Annotated in this window: 24 protein-coding genes; 2 read left to right on the forward strand and 22 right to left on the reverse strand. The window is 39.4% G+C overall.

Features of this window, described 5'->3' with window-relative positions; genetic code table 11:
* Positions 1–107: 107 nt before the first annotated feature.
* Entirely contained in the window at positions 108–893 is a 786-nt protein-coding gene (locus AC1ECB_RS16605) for a basic amino acid ABC transporter substrate-binding protein (RefSeq protein WP_485664811.1), read from the reverse strand.
* A gap of 201 nt (positions 894–1,094) precedes the next feature.
* Positions 1,095–1,391: a zinc-ribbon domain containing protein gene (locus tag AC1ECB_RS16610; RefSeq protein WP_485664812.1), complete on the reverse strand. Its 297-nt coding sequence runs from the start codon at positions 1,389–1,391 to the stop codon at positions 1,095–1,097.
* A gap of 467 nt (positions 1,392–1,858) precedes the next feature.
* On the opposite strand from AC1ECB_RS16610, the gene AC1ECB_RS16615 reads away from it, so the two are divergent.
* Positions 1,859–2,338: a hypothetical protein gene (locus tag AC1ECB_RS16615; RefSeq protein ID WP_485664813.1), complete on the forward strand. Its 480-nt coding sequence runs from the start codon at positions 1,859–1,861 to the stop codon at positions 2,336–2,338.
* A gap of 64 nt (positions 2,339–2,402) precedes the next feature.
* Here the strand turns inward: AC1ECB_RS16615 and AC1ECB_RS16620 are convergent, their stop codons facing one another.
* From AC1ECB_RS16620 to AC1ECB_RS16655, 8 genes are all read right to left on the reverse strand, one after another.
* Positions 2,403–2,987 carry a Uma2 family endonuclease gene (locus tag AC1ECB_RS16620; protein WP_485664814.1) on the reverse strand — a complete coding sequence of 195 codons (585 nt, stop codon included), beginning with the start codon at positions 2,985–2,987 and terminating at the stop codon, positions 2,403–2,405.
* 58 nt (positions 2,988–3,045) lie between these two features.
* Positions 3,046–3,639 (reverse strand): Uma2 family endonuclease, encoded by a 594-nt coding sequence (locus AC1ECB_RS16625; RefSeq protein ID WP_485664815.1) that lies wholly within the window; start codon positions 3,637–3,639, stop codon positions 3,046–3,048.
* A gap of 361 nt (positions 3,640–4,000) precedes the next feature.
* Positions 4,001–4,525: a hypothetical protein gene (locus AC1ECB_RS16630; RefSeq protein ID WP_485664816.1), complete on the reverse strand. Its 525-nt coding sequence runs from the start codon at positions 4,523–4,525 to the stop codon at positions 4,001–4,003.
* A gap of 230 nt (positions 4,526–4,755) precedes the next feature.
* A complete protein-coding gene (locus AC1ECB_RS16635) occupies positions 4,756–5,850 on the reverse strand; it encodes a Gfo/Idh/MocA family protein (RefSeq protein WP_485664817.1) in 1,095 nt (364 codons plus the stop codon).
* A gap of 11 nt (positions 5,851–5,861) precedes the next feature.
* On the reverse strand, positions 5,862–7,169 hold the full coding sequence (locus AC1ECB_RS16640) for a nucleotide sugar dehydrogenase (RefSeq protein WP_485664818.1): 1,308 nt from the start codon (positions 7,167–7,169) through the stop codon (positions 5,862–5,864).
* A gap of 4 nt (positions 7,170–7,173) precedes the next feature.
* The gene (locus tag AC1ECB_RS16645; RefSeq protein WP_485664819.1) at positions 7,174–7,746 is read right to left on the reverse strand and encodes an acyltransferase; all 573 of its coding nucleotides are present in this window, start codon (positions 7,744–7,746) and stop codon (positions 7,174–7,176) included.
* A 7-nt stretch (positions 7,747–7,753) separates the two neighbouring features.
* The gene (locus AC1ECB_RS16650; RefSeq protein WP_485664820.1) at positions 7,754–8,995 is read right to left on the reverse strand and encodes a DegT/DnrJ/EryC1/StrS family aminotransferase; all 1,242 of its coding nucleotides are present in this window, start codon (positions 8,993–8,995) and stop codon (positions 7,754–7,756) included.
* 361 nt (positions 8,996–9,356) lie between these two features.
* A complete protein-coding gene (locus tag AC1ECB_RS16655; protein ID WP_485664821.1) occupies positions 9,357–9,935 on the reverse strand; it encodes a Uma2 family endonuclease in 579 nt (192 codons plus the stop codon).
* A 479-nt stretch (positions 9,936–10,414) separates the two neighbouring features.
* Between AC1ECB_RS16655 and AC1ECB_RS16660 the strand changes: the two genes are divergently transcribed.
* On the forward strand, positions 10,415–10,726 hold the full coding sequence (locus tag AC1ECB_RS16660; protein ID WP_485664822.1) for a hypothetical protein: 312 nt from the start codon (positions 10,415–10,417) through the stop codon (positions 10,724–10,726).
* 859 nt (positions 10,727–11,585) lie between these two features.
* On the opposite strand, the gene AC1ECB_RS16665 is transcribed toward AC1ECB_RS16660, so the two are convergent.
* The 12 genes from AC1ECB_RS16665 to AC1ECB_RS16720 all read right to left on the reverse strand — a co-directional run bounded on the left by AC1ECB_RS16665 (position 11,586) and on the right by AC1ECB_RS16720 (position 25,549).
* Positions 11,586–12,797 carry a DegT/DnrJ/EryC1/StrS family aminotransferase gene (locus tag AC1ECB_RS16665; RefSeq protein ID WP_485664823.1) on the reverse strand — a complete coding sequence of 404 codons (1,212 nt, stop codon included), beginning with the start codon at positions 12,795–12,797 and terminating at the stop codon, positions 11,586–11,588.
* 49 nt (positions 12,798–12,846) lie between these two features.
* Positions 12,847–13,773, reverse strand: a complete 927-nt coding sequence (locus AC1ECB_RS16670; RefSeq protein ID WP_485664824.1) for a GDP-L-fucose synthase family protein — start codon at positions 13,771–13,773, stop codon at positions 12,847–12,849.
* Between the two features lie 27 nt (positions 13,774–13,800).
* A complete protein-coding gene (gmd, locus tag AC1ECB_RS16675; RefSeq protein ID WP_485664825.1) occupies positions 13,801–14,865 on the reverse strand; it encodes a GDP-mannose 4,6-dehydratase in 1,065 nt (354 codons plus the stop codon).
* A 287-nt stretch (positions 14,866–15,152) separates the two neighbouring features.
* Positions 15,153–15,800, reverse strand: coding sequence for a reverse transcriptase domain-containing protein (locus AC1ECB_RS16680; protein ID WP_485669358.1), 648 nt, complete (start codon positions 15,798–15,800; stop codon positions 15,153–15,155).
* A gap of 608 nt (positions 15,801–16,408) precedes the next feature.
* A complete protein-coding gene (locus AC1ECB_RS16685; protein ID WP_485664826.1) occupies positions 16,409–16,726 on the reverse strand; it encodes a hypothetical protein in 318 nt (105 codons plus the stop codon).
* 875 nt (positions 16,727–17,601) lie between these two features.
* Positions 17,602–19,497 (reverse strand): glycosyltransferase family 10 domain-containing protein, encoded by a 1,896-nt coding sequence (locus AC1ECB_RS16690; protein ID WP_485664827.1) that lies wholly within the window; start codon positions 19,495–19,497, stop codon positions 17,602–17,604.
* Between the two features lie 41 nt (positions 19,498–19,538).
* Positions 19,539–20,489: an SDR family oxidoreductase gene (locus AC1ECB_RS16695; RefSeq protein ID WP_485664828.1), complete on the reverse strand. Its 951-nt coding sequence runs from the start codon at positions 20,487–20,489 to the stop codon at positions 19,539–19,541.
* Positions 20,490–20,523: 34 nt separating this feature from the next.
* A complete protein-coding gene (locus AC1ECB_RS16700) occupies positions 20,524–21,606 on the reverse strand; it encodes a radical SAM/SPASM domain-containing protein (protein ID WP_485664829.1) in 1,083 nt (360 codons plus the stop codon).
* A gap of 43 nt (positions 21,607–21,649) precedes the next feature.
* A complete protein-coding gene (locus AC1ECB_RS16705; RefSeq protein WP_485664830.1) occupies positions 21,650–22,141 on the reverse strand; it encodes an NUDIX hydrolase in 492 nt (163 codons plus the stop codon).
* Between the two features lie 18 nt (positions 22,142–22,159).
* The gene (locus AC1ECB_RS16710; protein WP_485664831.1) at positions 22,160–23,176 is read right to left on the reverse strand and encodes a radical SAM/SPASM domain-containing protein; all 1,017 of its coding nucleotides are present in this window, start codon (positions 23,174–23,176) and stop codon (positions 22,160–22,162) included.
* Between the two features lie 45 nt (positions 23,177–23,221).
* Positions 23,222–24,370 carry an FkbM family methyltransferase gene (locus AC1ECB_RS16715; RefSeq protein WP_485664832.1) on the reverse strand — a complete coding sequence of 383 codons (1,149 nt, stop codon included), beginning with the start codon at positions 24,368–24,370 and terminating at the stop codon, positions 23,222–23,224.
* A 42-nt stretch (positions 24,371–24,412) separates the two neighbouring features.
* Positions 24,413–25,549, reverse strand: a complete 1,137-nt coding sequence (locus AC1ECB_RS16720; protein ID WP_485669359.1) for a methyltransferase domain-containing protein — start codon at positions 25,547–25,549, stop codon at positions 24,413–24,415.
* Positions 25,550–25,561: the final 12 nt, after the last annotated feature.

The following is a 25,561-nucleotide window of genomic DNA, read 5'->3' on the forward strand; positions in this document are numbered from 1 at the left end:
ATAAGGCAGAATAAAATCACATGTCAATTATATGCGGACAAACAATAGGTGTCAATAAATATAGGGAAAAAAAAGCGGCGCGATTTCCGCGCCATTACTGTCAACTCTTACTGTGGAGGCTTCTTGCCAAACCACTTGACATAAATCTTTTCATACTCGCCATTTTTCTTAAGTTCGTCCATGGCTTTGTTGATTCTATCAGTCAACTCGGTGTTTTTCTTGGCAACAGCAATTCCATACTCCTCAGAGTTAAGCGGTTCGCCTACAATCTTGGCATCTTTACCGCCAGCCTGAGCAATATAATATTCGTTAACCGGCAAATCATTAACAACGGCATCAACACCGCCGCTGCTAAGCTCAATAAACGCCTCCGGTGCGTTGTTAAACTCCCGGACTTTTACGTCTTTAATCTTTTTAGCTTCGCTGGCGCCAGTAGTCCCGATTTGTACAGCAATCCGTTTGCCTTCAAGATCTTTAAAAGACTTTAATGTGTTGTTATCGGCTTTGACAACCATAGACAAACCAGACTTATAATACGGCTTGGAAAAGTTAACCTTTTTCGCCCGTTCGTCGGTAATGGTCATACCGGAGATCGCCACATCAATATTGCCGGCTTCCAACGCCGGAATCAGACCATCAAAGCCCATGCTCTGCACTTGAACTTCCATTCCCATCTGCTTGCCGACAGCTTTGATCAAATCCATATCAAAGCCAATATAGTCTTTGGTCTTCTCATCCTGGAATTCAAACGGTGCAAACGTAGTTTCAGAACCAACCCTAAGTACCTTACCCTGATCAGCAGTTTTTGCTGACTGTTGACCACCACAGCCTGCCAACCCAAATACCAATACAAACAAAGCAGCCATCGATAACGCAATCAGTTTTTTAGACACCCATATACCCCCCCCTAATTGGTACAAAGTTCTTCGTAAATAATTATACGGGTATGTGCTAAATTAGACAAGTGGTATACCATGTATACATGAATTAGGCTATATAATGTATACATGGAAAGTACACCTATATTTTATGAAAACAAGCGAAAACCCGAGATACAATTATCCCGGGCAGGTTTGTCACAATTATTGTATATACTATTGCTCTTTCCTGGCGATAAAGCAGTCACGGCAATAAATAGGACGATCATTGCGAGGTTTAAATGGGACTTGAGTAACTACACCACACTCGGCACATATTGCCTCATGCATTTCCCTGGGGGCTGTCTGAGCTTCACCGCCATCACGACTACGTCTCCTATTACCCCGACATTCACGGCAACGAGCAGGTTCATTTTCAAAACCTTTTTCCGCATAAAACTCCTGTTCCCCTGCTGTAAAAATAAATTCTTTTTCACAGTCCTTGCACTTAAGAGTTTTGTCCTGAAAAGCCATTAACGAAATCCCCTCACCTTAAGAAATTAAAAACCACTGCTTAGCCGACCTGGTCTTTGACCCCACACTCGCCTGCTGGAAGGGTCGCTACTAAGAATTCAATCTCCTCACTACTGCTTCTCTCGATCAATATATGTATCTATTTTCAAGACCGGCAGGACTTACCTCTAAGCCGCACCATGCTCAAAGCCACTTTGGGCTTCTTACGTGGGTCGTTTCGCCTGCGACTGGCATCGACTTTCAACCACAGACCTAAGCAAATTGGTTCTTATATTAAATTATAGGATTGCCCAGCGAAAAAAGCAAGCACATATTTTTCAGATAGTTGTGAAATTGGTTAAATATTCCTGTTTCTACAATGTAAATAATGCAACCGGCCTCCTTATGGCTTTTTAGTGACTACACGAAAGTGGTATGATATAATAAATCAACATAGCACAATCTGGTATGAAAGAGGTGGTGCGGCAATGGAAAAAATTCTCCAACAAATTCTTGACGGACAGAAGGAACTGTCTAAAGGCCAAGAGCAACTATTCAAAGGCCAAGAGCAACTATTCAAAGGCCAAGAGCAACTATTCAAAGGCCAAGAGCAACTATTCAAAGGTCATGAGCAACTGTGTACCAGGATGGATAAGCTTGAGGAAAAACTAGACAGTATGGCAATTACACTCAACGAAAATGTGGACATGACCAAGGGTTTGAAACACTGGACTGAAGAACTTGATGCCCAGGTGCATGGAATAGGACATACTCTTGCCAAGCTTGAAGGAAAAGTCAATCAATTCGATGAGAAAGTGGACAATCTTGCCGATAGAATGGACAGCCTGGAACGGAAAGCCACCCGGATTGATGCCAATGTGTATTCAATGGCTGGCGATGTATCCTTCCTGCTACGTAAGGCTAGTGAGCATGACGAAGTTATGCGACATTTAAACCGGGCAAAATAGATAAGCGAAGCGCCTACACCGGTCAACCCGGTAGGCGCTATATTTTTAAATTTAAAACTGTTTGTTATTCCGCAAAGATTTCATTTAAATCTAGTATTAGTTCCGGCAATATCCCCACCATCAACTGCTCTGACTGTTCATACATTTCATACCTACCATACCTGCCGTCCTCAGCTAATTTAAAAACCATGATGGTATGATCTGTCGGATGTGCCACCCAATATTCTCTAACACCTGCTTGTTCATATAAATTTAGTTTATAGACCAAATCCATTTTCGCTGTACTAGGTGACAATATCTCAATAACTAAATCTGGCACGCCACTACAGCCACGATCATCCAGCTTTGACTTATCACATACCACGACAATATCTGGCTGTACTACATTAATTATCCTGTTATCATCTTCAGCCGACCCCAAGGACAGACGAACATCAAAGGGTGCAGAATAGATTTCACAGGGTTTCCCCTTTAAATAAATACCAATCTCACGTGATAAAGCTTGCGATACTTTCTGATGCTTTCGGTTTGGCTCAGGTGACATATTATAAGCCACACCATTAATTATTTCCCACCGTTCGCTATCATCCCATTCTAGATAATCAGCATAACTATATATAATATCACTCTTTTTCACTGACAGCACCATCGGCCACCTCCGTGATATATCTTGCTACCTAATTATATCAAAAACATATACAAAACATCTACTCCTCTATTAACTCTGGAAATATGTTATTAAGATCAATCTGTAATTCAGGGAATATGCTTGGTGTAATTATGTTCATCCGTTCCTTGCTATAGTAATCAGGTTTACTGTACTCAGAAAGCTCTTCATTCAAATAGAGCCTAGTTATTATCTGATTTGACGGATCAACAATCCAGTACTCTAAAATGCCGTTAGTCTCATAGAGTTTGCGTTTCCGAATAACATCATGACTGGCTGTTGAAGGTGATAGGATTTCTATTATTAAATCTGGAGCGCCGCTACAGCCTCTTTTAGTAATCTTAGTCTTTTCGCATATAACCGTTAAATCAGGCTCAACAACCGTTGTATTCTGATCGTCCTTAACATCTTTAAAGGTTACTCCAAATGGTGCTACAAATGCCTCACAAGGTTTGCCTCTAAGATAATTACCAAACTCAAGATATAAGTTACCTAAAATTCTCTGATGATCTGTTGACGGCTGTGCCTGAGCGTAGGCAACGCCGTCAATAATCTCCCAATGCTCATCCTCGGGCCAAGATAGGTAATCAGCATATGTATAAACCTTGTCGTCCCTAATAGCTGTACTGCCCATTGCTCTCACTCCCAATCAATCCTATCTTACAATTATATCAGACTATTTTCACCCAAGCAAAGGGGTGCAGGAGTCTGCTTCAATAACGGCAAAACTAGACCAAGGGATATGTCTGCCTTGTTAGCAATTTAATAAGGAAAATCGGGAGTAACATGGCATAAAAAAACAGCTCATAATATCCTATATATGGAAAAATACGACTTTGTGGGTCTAAAGATAAGTTTTTAATAATAAACGACTTACATAACGTAGATGAGCTCCATCTGCAAATCGCAAGGCCTGACTTTATTCACCAATACCTGACCAGATATGATACGCGCGTGTAATTTGGGACTGACTAACATTTAGTCGCCGAGCTAATTCAGCACCGGTAACCAACCCCACTCTTTAGTGCCAGATAAATGAACCGCCTTCTGGCCATTACAACTGCCCTGACTTTACTGCCACCCAAAATATCTTCAATATCAATCCCAGCCTCTTTAGCGCTCTGCTCAAGTAGTTCATCTATGGAGATATTGTAATGATCTGCCGCCACACAATTAGAATTCCTGGTGAATATGTCTGCCCCAGCCAACATGACCGGAAATACTTCTAAATCTTTTATAAAGGACAAATACCGCTCAATAGCTGTTGTCTTGTTATTCGAAAAAATTCCTAATATAAACGAAGAATCAACAAATGAACAATCAGCCTTCAAGTAATATTTGTGACTACTCCAAGGATAATCAACCCTATCAACAATTTTTGCCTTTATTGGATTATTATGAATATATCTCACTGCAGATAAAAGATAGCTGTCATCAACACAAATTTCAGCATTATAACGCTGCTGAAAAACATGTCCAACATGAGAATACTTATGATTATAGTACTGTGTATATAACACTGCTGTACGCCTTGCATAAATTTAGACAACGGCTGGTCGGCAACCGCAATCAGAAGGTGAACATGGTTGTCCATCAATACATATGCATATAATTTACAGTATCCCACACTATTGTCTCATAACGCTTTTGCTTTGTTGTTGCGCGTCAGTTCTAATAACGCAAGCCTGACCCCATTCAACTCAGAGGAACCCCTCTGCACCCCTATTCTCTTCTGCACAACTACTCTCGTTTACAAGCCAACTCGTTCATCAAACCTTCCTTTAAAATCTATTGTGCTGCATTTTTCCATTGGTAATTTAACACTTACCCCTTCCGCAGCTGATTTATAGATAGCAAGAACAAGTTCTAACGCTCTTCTGCCGTCTTCGGCTGTAACATAAGGCTGTCGATCATTTTTGATAGCCTCAATAACATCAGCATACAGAGGTTTATGCCCAAATCCATATACATTAGGAGGCTTTTCGTGATATTTCACCTTCACTTCCTCAGGATCATCCAGCAAATCTGAAAACTGCCAGTTTTCAATTATATTTACAGATTCCCCGCCAGCTTTAACTGTGCCTTTTTCACCAAAAATATATAGGGTTTCCTCAAGATTGTGAGGATACACATTGGTTGTTCCTTCAACAATACCATAGCTTCCATTCTCAAATCTTATTAAAGCAATCCCTAAATCTTCAGCATCAATATAATTATGATTAAGCTTGTCTGTCATACCAACAACTTCTATTATCTCGTCACCCATCATCCACCTAAGAAGGTCAATGTTGTGAATACATTGATTCATCAAAGCACCGCCATCTTGCTCCCAGGTTCCCCGCCATTTAGCACGCGCATAGTATTCATAACCACGGTTCCAACGTACATGTGCTGTACCATAAAACAATCTTCCAAAACGCTTTTTATCCACAGCTTCCCGGATTTTCTGAATTGACTTATTGAAACGGTTTTGGTGACAGGCACAGACCTTCACACCTTTATCCTTAGCCTTGGCAATTATTTCATCAGCTTCTTCAAGCGAAAGGGTTATAGGCTTCTCTATAATAAGGTTGCATCCTGCCTCAATACAATCCAAAGCAATCTGGCCATGCTTACCACTCTCAGTGCAAATGGCAACTATATTAGGTCTTTCCTTGGCAAGCATATCTTTGTAATCAATGTATTTATGAGTCATTTCAGAAAGATTAAATTTCAGTATTTTATCTTCCATATTATTAGATTCTAAGTCACACAAAGCGATAATATCAAGATCATTATCGATAGCGGCGGCAATATGATTTGGTGAAATTCTCCCGCAGCCAATTAAAGCATAGCTCAAATTCATGGTATTGCCCCCTAAAGCCTTTCAATATTATCGCGCAGTGCAATTTCTTTAAATGCATTCTTAGTGTCAAAAATCATTTTGGCATGCTGCGCAATCCATGCATAATCAAAACCACTATGCATAGTTGATAAAATAACTAAATCAGCCATAACCAGGGCTTGTTCTGTTAACTCAACAGATGCATATTCTTTCCCTTTATAAGAAAACTGCGGCACGAATGGATCATGATACACCAAATCAGCGCCATACTTCTCTAATTGCGTAATGACATCCAAGGCAGGAGATTGCCGCACATCATCAATATCCTGCTTGTAAGCCACACCTAACAACAAAACCTTAGCCCCCTGCAGGGCTTTACCAAACCGGTTCAACAGCTTCATACTACGTTCCAGCACAAATTCCGGCATATAGTTATTAATCTCGCCAGCCGTCTCAATCAGACGGGTATGATAATTGTATTCCCGCGCCTTCCAAGTCAGATAGAAGGGGTCAATGGGAATACAGTGTCCGCCAACACCAGGTCCGGGATAAAAAGCCATAAAGCCATAAGGCTTAGTCTTAGCAGCGTCAATAACTTCCCACACATCAATTCCCATCTTGTTGCACAAAATAGCCATCTCATTGGCTAAACCGATATTAATATTCCGGAAAGTATTCTCCAGAATCTTCTCCATCTCAGCCACAGCCGGGCTAGAGACCTGATGTACTGCACCCTCAAGAATGTGCTCATACAGAGCAGCCGCCACTTCGGAGCAGTCAGACGTAATCCCGCCAACCACCTTGGGGGTATTTTTGGTATTATAAAACTTATTTCCCGGATCAACCCGTTCCGGAGAAAAAGCGAGATAAAAATCTTTCCCTGCTTTCATGCCGCCTGCCTCAAGAATAGGCTTAAGCACCTCTTCCGTTGTCCCTGGATAAGTCGTACTTTCTAAAACAATGAGCATCCCGGAATGCAAATATTTAGCAATTTCCTTTGCTGAATTCACGACATAAGAAACATCTGGCTGTTGGTACAAATCGAGCGGCGTCGGTACGCATATTGCTACACAATCTACCTCTTTAATAAACGAATAATCAACCGTCGCCTTAAGCCTGCCAGTATTCACCATGTTCGTTAAATCCTCAGGTACAATATCACCGATATAGTTTTCACCGGCATTAACCATGGTAACCTTTTGTTCCTGAACATCAAAGCCGATTGTCATATAACCGGCTTTAGCCTTTTCCACCGCCAGCGGCAAACCAACATAACCGAGGCCGACAACCCCCAAAACGGCTTGCCGGTTTTTTATTTTTTTCAAAAGCATTTGCTTCATATTGTCACACTTCTTTCACTTGATCTTGTTGCTTATCATAATTCCGCCCGCAACTGGCACACTGAGCCTGACCACTAACGAAATTCAGCTTTTCCCCACACTGGCACATCCAGCCACGCTGCCGAGCAGGATTGCCCACCATCAGCGCATAGTCCGGCACATCTTTGGTCACAACCGTCCCGGCACCAATAAAGGCATACTGTCCAATGCTATGCCCACAGACAATAGTCGCGTTCGCACCAATCGACGCACCGCGTTTAATCACAGTCTCTTTATATTCACTCTTACGGCTGACATGACTGCGGGGATTAATTACATTAGTAAACACACACGACGGCCCCAGAAAAACATCATCTTCACACTTAACCCCCGTGTATAGCGAAACATTATTTTGTATTTTTACATTATTACCCAGAACAACTTCAGGAGAAATAACCACATTTTGCCCAATATTGCAGTTCTCGCCAATCCGGCACTGGGACATAATATGGGTAAAATGCCAGATCTTTGTCCCCTTGCCAATACGGCAGGGCTCATCAATATAACTTGATTCATGTACAAAAAAGTCTTTATCCATTGAGAAACTACCCCTTGCCATAAAATTCTTTTATCGACTCTATAATATACTCCTGCTGCTCCTCCGTCATTTCCGGAAACAACGGCAAAGCCATCGTGCGCTGACACAACCATTCACTTACCGGCAAATCCCCCGGCTGATATTCTAAATCATGTTTACCCAACTGATACACCTTTTGTAAATGGAGCGGCACTGGATAATAAATCCCGGTAGCAATACCCTTTTTATTTAAAAAGCTGGTAAGCGCAGCCCGCTCTTCACACGTAACTACATATAAATGATACACAGACTCCGTATTTTGCAATACCGTCTGCGGACATAACTTACCTAAAAGGTCAGCTTCTGCCAGCAAAACATGATAGCGCCGGCTCAGCCTTTGACGCGCTTGATTCCACGCCGGCAAATAGCTCATTTTCACACCCAGAATAGCCGCCTGCATCGTATCCAGCCTGCTGTTCATACCGATAAGGAAGTTATAATACTTCGTCGGGTCATAGACAGTGCTATCTGCTTGCCCACTATGCTCCAAGCCAAGCTCAACAGCTTCACCGCTTACCAATTCATACGCTTTTTTTCCGTTTAACCCGCTGCCATGGGTGCGCAAAGCCCTAATAATAGTAGCCAGATTGTCATCCTTAGTAGTAATCATCCCACCGTCGCCAAAGGCACCTAAATTCTTGGTTGGATAAAAAGAAAATGCTGCTGCATCGCCAATAGCTCCCACTGACTTCACAGTTCCATCAGCAAAGGTATACCTGGCCCCGATGGCCTGGCAGGCATCTTCGATCACCTTCAGATTATGTTTTTTTGCAATCGCTACTATAGGCTCCATATCAACAGGCTGTCCAAAAATGTGAACTGGAAGAATCGCCTTAGTTCTGGGAGTAATAGCGGCTGCTAGCTTTTGCGGATCCATATTGAAAGTACCCCGGTCAACATCAACAAAAACCGGAGTTGCCCCCACACGGGAAATACTCTCGGCTGTTGCAAAAAAAGTAAACGGGGTAGTTATTACCTCGTCGCCAGAACCAACACCAAGAGCCTCCAGGATAAGCAGCAAGGCGTCTGTGCCGCTGTTGCAGGCGATAGCATGAGGCACACCAGTCATACTGCAAAAGTTAGTTTCTAAGTCTAGTACATCTTGTCCCATGATGAAGGAGGTACTGTCCAATAGGCTACTTATTTTAACTAGGCAACTATTTTTTATAGCCTGCGTTTGTTGATTTAAATCTACTAAAGGTATGCGCATATATAGCCCTCCTTGGCTTTGATATAACAATAAATCTCATATAAATAGTATCGTGTATTTATTGCAATCTATTAAATTGCGAGGGTTATCATCTATTTGAATAAGTCAGTCAAAGAATAGTTTTAGCACTTACCATTCACCTTGTTGTCTGATAATCACCTATACGAGCTCATCTCCCATACATACAAGTGAAAAATCCTACTTTCTACTAAATATTATAGTAGAAAGTAGGATTTTTCACCATATTTATTAGAAATATCTTTGAAAAGTATTTTTTAAAGGACCTTCCTCTTCCAATCGGGAATGAAGGTGCGCGATGTTAGAAAAGGAAATGTCAGCACTACCCCGAGTGAATCACGAATCATATTTCTTCATTAAATACAACACTCAGGTCAATAACCAAATCATCCCACAACTTCACTTCAATAGTATCGTCTGCCGTATATCGTTCCGGCACTCCGTATTTACCGCCATCAAGTTTAAAAATTAGTACATGATTCGCCTCCGGATAGACAATCCAATATTCTTTAACACCAGAACGTTCATAAAGCATAAACTTCTGCTTTATATCGCGCTTGCCTGTAGATGGCGATACTACTTCAACCACTAAATCGGGGGCCCCTAAACAGCCCTTACTGTCTAGCTTATTTTGGTCGCAGACAACGACAATATCAGGTTGAACAACATCTATTATATCTTCATCTTCTTCATCGCCTTGCGGAAGTCGGACGTCAAAAGGTGCATAGTAAACCTTACACTTTTTGCCTGTAAGATAAACAGCAAATTGTTTGAAAATCTCGCCAGCTACTTCCTGATGTCGCCGGCTCGGTGCTGGTGACATATTGTAGGCAACCCCGGCAATAAGCTCCCAACGTTCATTATCATCCCAGGTTACATATTCGCCGTAAGTATAACGTTGATCGAGTTTTGGAGCTAACATACCGCCCACGCACCCCCATTATTGTACTTCCAAACGTTGTTCCATGTCCATCAGCCATTTTCAATGCCAACATAGCTTCTGTTTCATTCAACAATCCTATTTCACGGCAAGCACGGAATCACGCTTTTAGGTTTCCGCCAAATCAACCGCATCAATGCGATAAGGAACCGCTGATTCTTCGAGCGCCTCACTGGTAGAACTTATTATTTAAACCATTCTCTTTCTTGGCTACTGTATGTTTGTTCTTGCGGAATCATCTCCGCATAAAGTCGAATAGCTTGACGTATATAATACTCCACAAGAATATTATATGTGCAAACTCTGAAACAAGTCAATTCTTCAATTAACGCAAGGCTGACCCCCTTCTCCCCCAATCCCTGCCCTCACTCACCCCGGTGGTTTTTATGTGACTGGTTTTCTATTATGTGTTATAATGAAGCAAAATGGCGCGATATTATAAGTAAAAAGGTGGGATGGGGATGGAGGAAACTTTAAAGCAGATTCTGGCTAGGTTGGAAGTAATTGAGGGTAAGCTTGATGAGAACATCCAGGTTACTAAAGCGCTTCGGCACAATAACGAGGAGGTCAATGCTCAGTTGCATTGTTTAGGCCATAACCTAGCCGAATTGACAGGCAAGGTTAATCAGCTTGATGAGAAAGCAGATAAACTGGATAGCCGGTTTGAGCAGATGGAAATGCAGCAGGATATTATCAAGGCTGATGTCATGTTTCTTGCCAGGAAGGCCATTGAACAAGACGAAGCTATGTACCGCCTGCAGAAAGCGAAGTGAGACTGTCTAAGCTAGTCACGGGGTCAGCAGTCACGGGGTCAGCAGTCACGGGGTCAGGCTTGCGTTTTTCGGAAATTGACTTATTTATTTGGCCATACTTGTCTTTACCCGCTGATAACCATGGGTAATTGCAGCTGGGTCAAGCCCCAGCTTTTTTGCAAGATCCGCTCTAGTACATACTTCTGACTCTACCACTCGGTATATCAGAATGTTTCTGGCTTCAACAACTTTTCGAATTCGGCATTTTCCAAGTAGTTGCTCCAAGGAAACCTACATTTCTTCTGCTACATAGTTTGCAAATTATTCAAATATTTGCTTTTCTTCTAAAATGTCAGTGTGTTAACTAATTCTATTAGAGTAGGTTCTGACGATTCATACCCCGACAATTTATTCGCTCTACCCATACCTGAGAGCCAGGTCATGCGATGCCCAGAATTAATTACCCGTAGTCCCCCCTTCGGGCATTGAAGATAGACGTAACAGTTTCTCCCAGGTTCCTGGGGAACCCCTTGTGCATTTGCCCTGCTCTTAGACCCCGGTCGGACAGAAATGCCAGGTCTGTTATAATATTTCTGTACTGCCCTGCTGCGTCAAGAACGAAGGCTTCAACGAGTGTTTTTCGAGGCTCTATCACACAACTTTTGCACTCGCTGTCTACGCTTCACGTAAGAAATCACTTTCTTAGCATGCAAGACTCGCTTCCGGCTGTTGACCAGACTTTACCAGACAGGGTGACTGCCTCCCTGTTAGGTTTGGTTCCAAATAGAGGTTTCCAAGGAATGCCTTCCCTCTCTACCAGGCTTTTCCTGGCGCAATAACGATTACGTAGCAAAGTTACCTGTGCTGGCGTTTTTACAAGTTAACCTTTGATTTTGACCTTATTTTCAACAAAAGATTTTACACTATAAATTATAGAATCCATTGCTTCGCAATCTAAACCGTGATGACAGCCAACGTAAAAACCGTTGTGATTGATCCATCGTGCAACTGGATATTGATCTTCGAGGTTTCCAAACAAATTGATATAAATCGGTTGGTTCAACAACGGCAACATTGGCCGACTCTCAATATTGTTTTCTTCCAAAAAGCGAGTAATCTCATTTCGCGAAAAAAGAGTCGCGTTACGAACCACAATAGGATACATCATAAAAGAATGATCAATATAGTCCGGATATATAGGCAATTGCAAATATTCGCGACATGCCTGCAAGCCATTCGTTAAATATGCGGCATTTTCTTTGCGACGCTTCATAATCATATTTCTATTCTCCAATTGAGCCAGCCCAAGAGCACCTTCCAATTCACCAATTCGGTAACTATATCCCATGCGAACCATCATGAACCGTTTATCCATATCCCCATTTAAGCGTAACTGGCAAACCCGATCAGGAACAGAAGCTACACACTGTTCACAAGTACATGCTCTACCGTGGGCTATTAAGGATCGACTAATCTCCATTAGGTTTCGATCATTCGTAGTTATTACTCCTCCAACACCTGTGGTAATAGTGTGAGCAACATACGTGCTAAATCCGGCAATGTCGCCAAAGCTACCAACAGGGTTTCCCTTATAAGTGGCGAAATGAGCTTCTGCGCAATCTTCAATAATCTTTAAGCCATGCTTCCGACTAATAGCAATAATCTCATCCATTTCGCATGGTTGTCCAAAAGTATGAACTGGAATAATCGCAACAGTTCGCTCAGTTATCTTTTCTTCAATTCGCTTTGGATCGATATTATACGATACTGGATCAACTTCAATAAATACAGGTTTTAACCTTGAATGAATACATGCATTAGAAGTTGCAATAAAAGTAATGGCTGGAACCAGTACCTCCGCGCCATCTGTCCAACCACATGTTTCCTTCAAAGCCTCTAATGCCACATGTAAAGCCGATGTACCACTATTACAGGCAATTCCGTACTTTTGCCCATGCAAACGGGTAAACTCTTTCTCGAATCTATATACAAATTCGCCTTGAGAAAGGCGTCCCTCGTCCAATGCCATATTCACATATTTTTTTTCTAATTCTCCGACAAATGCATGCCCGACACCAATTTTCTTATTCATAAGTTCATTCCTTCCCTAAAAACTTATGCATCAAATACTACTTTGATCCCTATTTAGTACAATAATGCTGAAGATAAAATTCATATGTTTTGGTCAACCCCTCATACAAATCGACACTACTCTTCCAGCCCCACTTTTTTTGACGCGAGATATTTACCATTTTGCGATCCATCCCTACTGGCTTTGATAGATCATGTACAAAATTCCCTTTATAACCGCTTACCTCTGCAACCGCTTCATAGTATTCATTGACAGCATAGTCATGTCCCAAACCAATATTTATGATAGTAGGCATACTATCATAATTACGAATGGCATTCACAATACAATCAGCAAAATCACCGGCGTACATAAATTCACGCCTTGCCGTTCCATCCCCCCATATAACCACCTCATCATGGCAAGTAACTTTCGCCTGATAAATTTTATGAATAATAGCCGGTATAAGATGAGAATGTTCTGGATCAAACTTATCCCACCGTCCATACAAATTACACGGCACTAAAGTTTTATAATTATACTCAGCATTTTCCCGTCCAATATATTCACATAAGCGACTCGCAATAATTTTGGCTAAAGCATACCCCTCATTTGTAGGCTCCAATTCACCTCGAAGAATATCTGACTCTACCAAAGGGTTTGTACCATTTCTCGGATACATACATGAACTACCCAAATTTATAACTTTTCTTACACCAGCTTGACGAGCAGCCCATATGACATTACGACCTATATCCAAATTCTCTAACAAAAAGCGTACCGGTTCCTTAATGTTAGCCTGAATACCCCCTACAAGACCTGCCGCATGGATGATCATGTCAGGCTGCTTATTCTTAAAATATCTTTCCACGTCTGAGTAATTAAGTAAATTCAGTTCCCCCCGTGTGGGAGCCAATATTTCAAAAATACTAATACCCGGATTCTCTAACAAGTTTCGTCCCACCATGCCTGATGCACCGGTAAGTAAAATACGCATAGTCTATCGCACTCCTAAAAACTACAATTAAACCATCTTACTGCACATGCGATCCCTTTCGGCTAGTTGAAGATCAGATACTATCATTTTATCTACCAATTCTACGAAAGAAACCTTAGGTAGCCATCCCAATTTCTTCTTTGCCTTTGTTGGATCTCCCAAAAGGAAGTCGACCTCAGTTGGTCGAAAATAGCGCGGATCAATGTGAACTAAAACCTTACCAGTTTGCACATCAATTCCCTTTTCATTAACGCCTTCACCTTGCCATTGGATGTCAATTCCAACTTTATTAAATGCTACTTCAACAAATTCGCGAACAGAATGTGTTTCGCCTGTTGCGATAACAAAATCTTCCGGCAAATCCTGTTGTAGCATCAACCACATCGCTTCCACGTAATCTCCGGCAAAACCCCAGTCCCGTTTTGAATTTAAGTTTCCTAAATACAAGTTTTCTTCCATTCCCAGTTTAATTCGAGCAACAGCACGGGTGATTTTACGAGTGACAAAGGTTTCTCCCCGAATTGGCGACTCATGATTAAACAATATCCCATTACATGCAAACATGTTATATGCTTCACGATAGTTAATTGTAATCCAATATGCATATAACTTAGCTGCCGCATACGGACTCCTCGGGTAAAAAGGAGTCGTTTCTTTTTGTGGAATCTCTTGCACCTTTCCATATAACTCGCTCGTAGATGCTTGATAAAATCTGGTTTTATCCGCCAAATTTAACATCCGCAATGCTTCCAGTATCCGTAAAGTTCCAAGTGCGTCAGAGTTAGCTGTGTATTCTGGTGTATCAAAAGACACCTGAACATGACTCTGTGCCGCTAAGTTATAAATTTCATCAGGCTGGGTTTCTTGAATGATACGTATCAGATTGGTAGCATCTGTCATATCACCATAATGCAGATGAAATTTTACATCTTTCTCATGTGGATCCTTGTATAAATGATCCACCCGGTCTGTATTCAATAAAGAACTCCTGCGTTTAATACCATGAACAGTATACCCTTTATTCAAGAGAAACTCAGCAAGATATGCACCGTCTTGTCCGGTTATTCCTGTGATTAATGCTACTTTGCTCATATTTATAATCACGCCTTTCACTGCGTTCAAGGCACAAAACGTTATGAAAATTGGTGCCAGAATGCCTTATTTTTCTATACTCTACTTATAGGGACAACGGTATACTACAAATCACGGGGAGGTGAGTGGTCTGCCCCTTTTGAAGCAAGCCGCATATATATATATGTGTAGGGCGCCTTTTCAAGGTTGCAGTAGGTGGCAGATTACTCTGTTTCCCCTGCGCAGATCCAGGCGTGCAGTTTTCCCGCACCTGGCTCTTCAAGAATACTCGCTTCCATAATAAGACGTTAGAAATTCAGCACCAGTTGCCGACTCTCGGTGATGCGCAGTTTAGGCACTCGAAAGCGTTCCCACAGCTTGTTGAACTCTTCCCAGTCGAGGCTTTTCCGTTGACTCCTACGATTTAACCATTTAAATAGGCTCCGTTTTGCTTGCCAATAGAATTGCACAAGACTTAAGGAGTTTCCGATTATCCCGTAGTAATTGTAGTAGCCTCTTAGCTTGCTGCTCAACTGTTGGAGTATTTCCCTCAGTCGGCTGCCTCGATTTCCTTTGCACCATGCCTTGAAGTTCGCTACAGATTTCCTCAGCTTTTTCCGAGAGGTTCGCCTCTTGATGATATTCTTGCCTTTTCGGGAGAGTCCCCATTTAAATTCAAACCCAAGGAATTCAAAGCTGTTCTTTTCTTTGTGGAAAGGGCCGAACTCCATCATTCTGGTTTTCTCTAGCGCTATTTCCAGTGAAAACTTGGCTAGCCTTTTCCCTAGCACTTCATAGAACTTTTTCGCATCACGCTTGTACTGAAAGGCACAGGCAAAATCGTCTGCATAACGGCATAGATACGCTTTACCTTCACAGTGAGGCTTGACGACCTTTTCAAACCATAGATCTAAGGCATAATGCAAACATACGTTTGCAAGAATCGGACTTACAATACCGCCTTATGCAAAGTAATATATTATGCAAAGTAAACGCTTAGAATGCACGGTTTGAGGGCATTTGTAACTGATTTACTTCGCATAATATTCTCGAAAAAAAGCTGACCCCATGCGTAGAAAGTCTGGAAAACCAGTTTATTTCGTATAAAGAAAAGCTATTTTGATATTTTTTTTTTGAATATTTGACCACATGTCCAAATATATTATGCAAAGTAAATCAAAGAAAACTGTAGAGTTTATCAGCACTTCAGCAGATTACTTAGCATAATAACTTACTTTGCATAAGCCGCCCTGGGGGGTTCCAGTAATTGGATTTAGTATCTTCCCATCCGTTTCTAAGATCCCTGCCTTTAGCCACTTCCTAATTAATCTGATAAAGGCTTGATCATCAATTCGTTGCTCCAGCATTTTTATTAGCTACTCATGGTCGATATTATCGAAATAGCCACGAATGTCTGCTCTACGACATAGTTGTATCTGCCAAGCTGTATTTCTCGTGTCAGATCTTTCACCGCCATTTGCGGTCCTCGATTTGGCCGATAACCATAGCTGTTGGGCAGAAAGTCCTGTTCGTAGACGGCTTCTAGTATGTCTGCCGCTGCACGTTAGACAACTTTGTCCGCCATTGCTGGTAGTCCTAATGGGCGTAATTTTCCTTCTCCTTTTGGGATATACACCCGTCTTACCAGCTTCGCATGGTATCGCTTGTTTTTCAGATCATCTACTGTTGCTTGGATGTTGCTTTCCAAATCCTTGGCATAGTCGTCAGCGGTTGTTCCGTCAACTCCTGGTGCCGCCTTCTTGTTCAGCTTCTTCCATGCTTCGGCTAACAAATTCTTATTCAGCATCCCGTAGAGGTTCTGAAAGCGATACTTGCTGAGTTTCTTCGCCTTAGCTGCTATTGCTCGCAGTGAGGTTTGCATCAGTTCCCATCCCTTCTTGTATGGCTCATGTTTCCTATGCGAGCTGCGTATCCCTGCCAGCCCCTTCCCCACGTGGACGGCTTTCCCGACCTCAAAGTAATATGGGCTGGTCCGACTCCCTGCGGTATATGGCCATTCTGACTTTCGTTTCGAATGTTCCTACCGGCTTTCGCCGGAACCTCAGGGCCTCCCAAGTTCCTGAATGTTTCTTTCGATGCGTGCCATGTTCTCCGACCCCGACTGGCCTCCAGAATCTCACCAATTCGATTCTTTCGTGTTGGCTTCCATGTTTGTGAGCATGTCGCCACCTGCAATTCCCTCCGTTACCGAAAGGCCACTTTGACAAGAAAAAATCGGTTCGGATTTCCAAAGCCGGATGTTATATCAAGCCGCTCCTTGTCCAATACGCTAATGCTGTAGTCAAGAGCGACAAACATCCTGAAATTCGTAACCGCTACCTTCGTCTTAAGAAGCGCCGCGGTCATAAAAAAGCCATTATTGCTATTACCAGAATGCTACTAACAGCAATCTATCACATTCTCAAAAACAAGGTTCCCTACGATTCAGAACTTTATCATAAAGCGGATCTCATTCCTTGTAATCGTGAAATTACCGTTGAGCAGGCTGTTTTATTAGCACAATCTCAAGGATATCGAATAAAAACTGCAAGTTAACCTATTAAATTTCCAATTTTATACTTTAGTCATCTCTTGATGGTTTATTTCTATTTGCCTGTTTAATGCGTCATATATAGATATTATTTTCAACCTTATTCCCCCGTTTAACAGATACCACGCATTTGCAGAGAGATTCAAGAAACAGTTATTCATAATTCTACCAAAACTGTATATGAATAATCCCACTATATCAGATTTTTATCCTTGTTTTAATCCAAATTGCTTACGATAAATTAATGTTTTTAAAGTAAGCATTTCCAAATTTAGTGGTTCTATCAATTGATATTCTTTTATTAACGATAAAGCCTCCATGAAATACCCTTTATTTACCATATGTCCCAATTGTTGCACAAGACCATTCACAATATTTTTATTGTGACTCTCATCATCTTGTCTATTGGTGCTTTTATACTGCATATCTATTTGGGAAGAGACCTTCAACTCAGCATATTGATCCGCAATTACCGGATACTTGTAAATGAGCTGTTGATTGTAATAATGTACAAATTCATCAACTTTATGATTCCGAATATATATTGAATACATAGGTGAAAGCAACTCGCGAATATGCACTATTCCCTCAACTCGTGGAAATAAATCTAACGCTTTTTGATCCAATTCTAATTTAACATATATTTTAACTAGCACAGCTATTATTTCTTTATAATATAACAGAGAAAAATTCACCATATAAGCATCTTTATTAACTTCTGCAAATTTGTCAAATAAGGAGAGATATTTTTCATAATATACTGCACCTTTTTGTAATTCACCCAACTCTTTATAAGAACCTGCAAGTAAAAAATATATGTCAATGCACTTTTTAGCTCCTAATTGCAAGGCACTGTAGCATATCTCAATAACCTTCCTAAAATTTCCCATTTCTTTTAAAATAAATGCCAACTCAACCATTACAAACATATATTGCGAAAAGTCCACATTCTCGGCTTTCCCTGCCTCATAGGCCTTCACTATTGCTTCGTAAGCATCAGCATGTTTTTGCTGATGCCTTTTTTCAGTAGCTATACAATGCCAATAATGAACTGCCAAAACCCGTTTAGGATGTCGTTTAGAAAGTGCAACTGTTGTGCAATCCACTCTCCAGTGTTTGACAATCTGCTTGGGTACATTCTCCATACTAAAAGGAGTTATTTTCTCACTATTATGGAGATACTTTTGAATACATTGAAGGTACCTTTTATACTCTTCATCACTCATATTTTTCATATATTTATATAAATCTTCATAAGAAGTAAAGTCCCGCTTATCGACAAAACACTCTCTCGGAATGTGCTGCTCAATATTACCAGCTCCCCAATATACCGGCACACATCCTGCAGCAAAGCAGTCCAGTATTTTTTCAGTAATATACCCTGTAATTTGTTGTGCATTTTCATAGCAAATAGCAAACCTATACATTTCCAAAATTTCTTTTTTATTTTTAACCGAACCTTTATACGAGGGATACTCTTGAACATTCCAACCAATACCATATAAATCAAAATCTTTTGGATGATAAAATTCAAACCAGCGAATTGCTTCTATCCGTTTAGAGTATAATTCCAACGGATGACCTTTAAGCTTATTGCCGGCAATTAGAGTACAAAAATATTTTTTTTTACTAATATCCTGATTTATCGTCTCTGGAAAATTGGTAGAAAAATTGATTTTGAAAAACTTTTCATTATCAACCAACTCATCATTCCAAGTAAATACTTTATCAAACAGGGCATACATCTCTGAATCCCAATTGCGCGGCAACACAACCTGACACTCAAATAAGATAACATATTTAATAACCTTATCTGTCCACTCGCCAAGTATCATTTCCAAAGGTACTTGCGGTACTTCCAAAAACACAACTACATCCGGTTTGATATTCTGTTCCTGAAAAACATCCAAAGTATGGCATTCCCCGCCAAGTTCCTCGATATATGCTCTCATAATCCGGTGTCCACGCATACCATCATCCCGATTAAGAAGACTATTAGGATCATATAACGCATCCTGTGTAGCCGGAGGGTCAGTTAATACACTCCAATATACTGCTAGTGATCTTTTCCCTGCAGCCACAGGAATATCATATTTTTTCACATCGTTCTACTCCTCATAAAACTGCTTTAAATAATATCCAATTATTGCAAATCTAAGGCACTGTGCCCAAGAACTTTACAAGCACCTAAAAATACGTCTTGCTTAATCACTTCACTATCAATTTGATCAACAATACACAATAAATTCCGATATAATTCAAAAATAGCGTTTTCATAGCCAGTAAATGTAAAATATGGCAGTTCTTTCAATAACCGACCATTATTTCCAGAGTATTCCCGGTTCATTCCTTCATTTACAATAATTATAGGGCTTTGAAACTCGCTAATCTCATTAATAATCTCCGCCACCTTTACAAGGCTTATCGATTCAGTTGGCGTTATATTATACGTCTTAAACTTAGGTTTATTTTCAATCATCCACGCGATAATCTGTTTAAAATCTTCGATATACAAATAGTCAAATACAACATTTTGGTTAATAGTAATCGGCATCTTCAATAAATTTTTAGCGATAGAATTAGAAATAAATTTATAGCGATAGTCATCGTGTTTTCCAAACAACCCAAAGATACGCAGACATATAATATTGGAACTCTTTTCAATATATTTTGAAATCACATATTTCGAATATCCGTATGTATCGGCAGGAACATATTGGTCAAAAGACTCTTCCGGCATTTTTCGATACCAATGTTCCCTGTCATATTCTGCCCCACTGCCAAAATGTATCATACGCATATCGGAGGTGAGACAACGCGCCAAATTAAAAAACATACGGAGATTTTTTTCTACTACAGCGCCATCTCCCGCATCATAATTTGTTGTACGCCTTCCCCCAACAGTTGCACAATGAATAATAAAATTCACTTTATAGTTCTTTATATATGTTTCTACCGCCACTGCGTCAAGCAAATCTAAATCACTTCGTTTAGTAGCCAAAATGGTATACTTATCCTGCAGGTATTCATTAAGACTTCGCCCGACAAAACCACCAGCGCCCGTAATAAGTATTCGTTTTTCTGCTTTTCCCATAGACAACCTACCTCAATTTCAAGTTCACAATAACCTAAGTATTTTTTATATAATCTTCTTTAGAAAACACTTCATCTACAGGTACTGGCGTAGGTTTATTATATATCTTCTTGACCACATATTTATCGATAAATGCACGATCTTCTGCAATTAAGCAAGTATCGACATATTCGCCGAAGTATTTGATTTTCATACCGCGTTCCACGATATCTTTCAGCGGTTCTTCAAAAAAATTCCCTAAAGACGTATGAATATACGGACATGGCATAACATCGCCATATTTGGTAATAGAAATCATTCTTTTTACAGCAATACACCCCAAATCCATTCCATAGGAGGGAGTTAAATGCGTAAAAACATTATATTTCTTCTCTAGCTCCCTCATATAGTCCATATCAGCACGGGTAACCAGTGCGTCAAATTGGCCTTCCCATGCCCCCACAGGTTTTGCATAAGTAACAAATACAGCTACACCCTTTTCTTTAGCAAATTCTAGAAATTCAATAAATTCTTCTGACTTTACTCTTTGTTTAGTAACTACTGTAGACAAAATAATATTCAAGCCTGCATTTAGCGCAGCGTCAATCGCACGCAAAGCTCTTGCATGCGATCCCTTTGCCTTACGAAATTCATCATGTTCCTCTGCTGACAGGCTGTCCAAACTCAATTGAATTTTATCCAGGCCAATGCTCTTTAAATGCTTGGCTTTTTTGTCATCAAGCAGCCAACCGTTTGTATCAGATGTAATATAAAATTTTTGCGGATCTACTGCTGCAATTAGTTCATCCAAATCAGGAAAGACTAAAGGTTCCCCTCCCGTAATCACAAAATGAGCCAGTCCCATTTCATCAGCTTGCCTTGATAATTCTTTTACATCAGCAATGGTAAAACAGCGTTTATCATTTTTCCCTTGGAATTTTTTTATGCAGCAATGTTTACAACCTAAATTACATCTATAATCATACTGAAATTGCAGTATTGCAATACTTTCTCCTCTTTTTACCTTGTCTGCATATTTCATTATTTTATCATATACATAGGGTTTTTCGTTTTTCAAAGTATTTCGTTTTTCTGACTCAACTGCATTTAATTCTTCTGTCACGTGTTTTTCCATCATAATATTGCCTCCATTATTTATGTTTGCTAAACTCAAAATACAATCAAATAAACATTCGATACATTTTATGTACATCTAGCAAATTATCAGGACAAGTTTCATGCCATGCCCATTGCCCCACCTTTGGCATGCCCTCTATGTACTGAAGATTAAGATCAAGCGGAGTAAGCAAAGTACATTTATAGAGTAGGGAGATAAAGTGTCCTCGATTCTTGCGACATGGATGTATAACCTCATTAATCGCTAATATCCGACTATCAGTACTAACTTTGGCCCCAAGCTCACTGAGAGAAACTGCGTCAATTCGTTTAATCAACTTTTCTTTGTAGCGAATGATACCGCCTGGTATATGCCAACCTGCTTTAGAATAACCATCATTTCGCCATGTAAGAAGTGTATGGTTTGCATCATTTTTTATCAGTAAATCAACATTAACCATAGGCGTAATACGGCTTGCAAAAAGAAACACTTCTTCTGGAAGTCCGCTTTGCGCATCAGCTATTTGTCTTTCTATTGAATCAATTTCGTTCCTCATTTTCCACCTCTAGAAATATTAAACTTTATTTCTATTGTTGAACTCTCGTTGTTGTTTAGTAATATTTTCTGCTATAACATCAGCATAAATATCAATATTGTCAATTAATCCTTCCATAAATTGGCAACAACGACATGCTTTATTTTTATGTCGCTCCCCTTTTAAATGCAATATTCTAAAATCATAAAGCTGTTGTCCATTCCAAATATTTAATAATGATTCATTTTTAGTATCACCAAAAGTCGTACTAAACGTCCAATCAGTACAACAAGCACCTACTGTACCATCGTAATTAATTGCCAATGCATAGAAAGGATAAGGACAAATTTGCTTCTTTGATAGTGCCCACCCACCAGAAGCCTTAACTATATCGTTGCCTAAGGTAAAGTCCTTTAAATCAGAGGCTGTCCAGCAATGCAAATTTTCAATAGCTATAGCGGAAGATATATTTTGAAAATCATTGTAAAATTTTTCTTTTTCAAAACAACTCAAATTACTATCAATAATTTTAGTATAAATATAACAGCTTTTTCTGTTTTCATATAAATACCTTACATTCTCTTTAATTTCATCATAGTTTACATTAACACCGCATAGTTCATGATATTTTTCGCTAGATACCCCTTCAATAGAAATTTTTATAGCATTTATTCCACTAGCTACTATTGCTTTCGTTAAATCGCGACTCAGTAAAGATGCATTCGTAGTTAGTTCGTATATCTCTGCTATATTTTTTTGTACTGCATATTCTAACATTTGTGGCAAAAATTTATTTAAAGTAGGCTCTCCATCTTTATGGAAAAATAGTCTTTTAATTTTTGCCGGAAATTCAGAAATATCGTCAATTATTTTACAATATAAAACATAATCCATGATTCCTTTTTTTCGGTTTACTGTCTTCAATAAAGCCTCATCACTTGCCGGACAAAACTTACATTTAAAATTACATACGCTACTAGGATCAATATATATTGAATATGGAGTATTTAAGGGAATAACTGACTCCAACCGTACTCTGTCTTTCACTACTTTCATAACCGACACACCCTTAATTTATGTTTATCTAAAAACAAATAAGTATTAATTCTCTTCAATAGCATATAGTACTGTATCACTAACAAATCCCGTATAATTTCTAAGATAAAATTTATATTTAAGACCTAAATTATTTATCCACATTGGTATATCCCATATATGATTAGGATAGTGATAAACACAGATGGCTAAATCCGGTCTATGTTGTCTGATAAGCCTTCGCGCTCCCTGTAATGCATCTAGTTCCACCCCTTCTACATCCATATTTATAAAAGATGGAGAAAAAGCAGGTAAAACACTATCAATCGCAACACACTGAATCAATAAGTTGCCATCTTCTGTGATAGAACTGTTAGTTTTTTGTCCACTATCAAATTTTATTTGCACATTCTCATTAAATACACCACAAGGAAAAGCAATAACCGAGTCTGCTATCCTAGTCGATTCGCTCTGTAAATATTTAGTTAACTCTTTAAAATTATCTAAATCAGGTTCAAAGCAAACAATTGATTTAATCCGTCCCACTAAAGAATTTAATATTTTTATTGTATCACCATTATAAGATCCGCAATTAATAAAATACAAGTATCCTTTATTTAGTATAATATCTTTTGAAAAATACTGTTCCTGCAATGGTCTGCATGGAATTTTTATTGGTTTGCGCAAAATATGAGTTTGTAAAAATTTAACATATATTTCCATGCTTTCATTGTCAGTAAATAAATTAAAACATTGCATGATTTTATCACGATTATCAATATAAAAGTTATATCCATTCTTTTTCAACTCTGTTGACTGATTATGTAAATGATATTCATAAATCTCATTAGCCAACAAAATATTTTTAAACCCCATTTTTTGTAAATAACTAAATATTTCTTGATGATACTCGACTTTTCCTACAGTAATAACAACAACAGCATTTTCTTTATCTTCTGGATTTGGCATATAATCCAGTGGTGAAACCGCCTGGAATCCAAGATAAATACACTCATTTGAAAATTTATTATCAATTATAATGCTAACTTTTAAGTTATATAACTTTAAAACATTCAAGTAAAATGTATAATAGCCATCACCAGCCCCATAACAAATAATTTTTTTATTCTCTAATAGATGATTTGCTAAATTACTGGATAAAGGAAAGTCCTTCATGCAAAGTAATTCTTCTAAGGTTTTCTTATAATTTGACATTATTCAACATCCTACATTTTCTATTTCTTAATTTATCCTACTTCAATCCGTTCTTTCCTCAAGACCAGATTCCCGCAAAATTGCCACTCTAATATTCCTATGGTTTTGGTGTATAATATGAGCTACCTCATCCGAAAAACTTGCTGCCATAACAATAATAGCCTCAACAGGATCGATGATTAATTGGTCAGGACTAACTATTGGAATATGCGTAGCTGGACTGTATTTGCCTTGCTTAAATGGCGCAGAATCAACTACATATCTTATCTTTCCACTTATTTGTGTCAAAGCCATTACTGTTAATGCCTGATGACCCGCTCCCCATATTGCAACTTTATTATCTCCAAATCGATTAATATAATCTAAAATTTCTTTTTTCAAATACTCTTGTTGACGATAAAAAACCGATATGTCCAATTTTTCCCGTTTCTTCACAATAGCAGAAATAATATAAGCCTGCCAGATTTCTTTGCACTCTACTATCTCAAAACCATTTCGCGCAAGTGTTGCTGCCAATGTTTCTTTCGTAAAATAGAACAGATGATCACAGATAAATTCAGAAAAGAGATTTTTTCTTAAAATCATATCAAAGTTTGGCACTTCTACAAGACCAATACCACCATCATCTAAAATATTATAAATATTACGGAGAACTCTATTGGGATTTGGAAGGTGTTCCAAAAAATTCAACATAAAAAATCCTCGAAAGGATGTCTCAAATAATTGTTCCGGTCTATCGCCAATAAATCCCTGCACCACATTTAAACCCTTCTTACGGCAAGAATCAACCGATTCCGCAAGATACTCTATCCCAAAAGCATTTGCGCCACAGTCTGCCATAAGACTTAAATACTCCCCACAGCCACATCCTATTTCAACTATCTTCTTCTCAACCAGTGCATATTGCTTTAGAAAACTGCTAAACTGTTCTAGGCGAAACTTTCGCATATCCTCAGAATAACCAGTAGCGCGAATTACTTCGCGAAAATAAGGAACCGATTCATTCCCTAATTGCACCAAACCGCAAGCTGAACACTGCATCACTGTCAAATCAACGCCAACCTCGTTGTCAATTTCATCTTTAGATGGAAGGAATTGTGCAGCCTTTGGCATATTTTTATACTCTAACAAAGGCTCATTAAAAAACTGATTTTGACAAACTCTACATAGCGTTATCACCAAAAAAATTCT

The organism is Sporomusa sp. 246TCP1, from assembly GCF_057319775.1.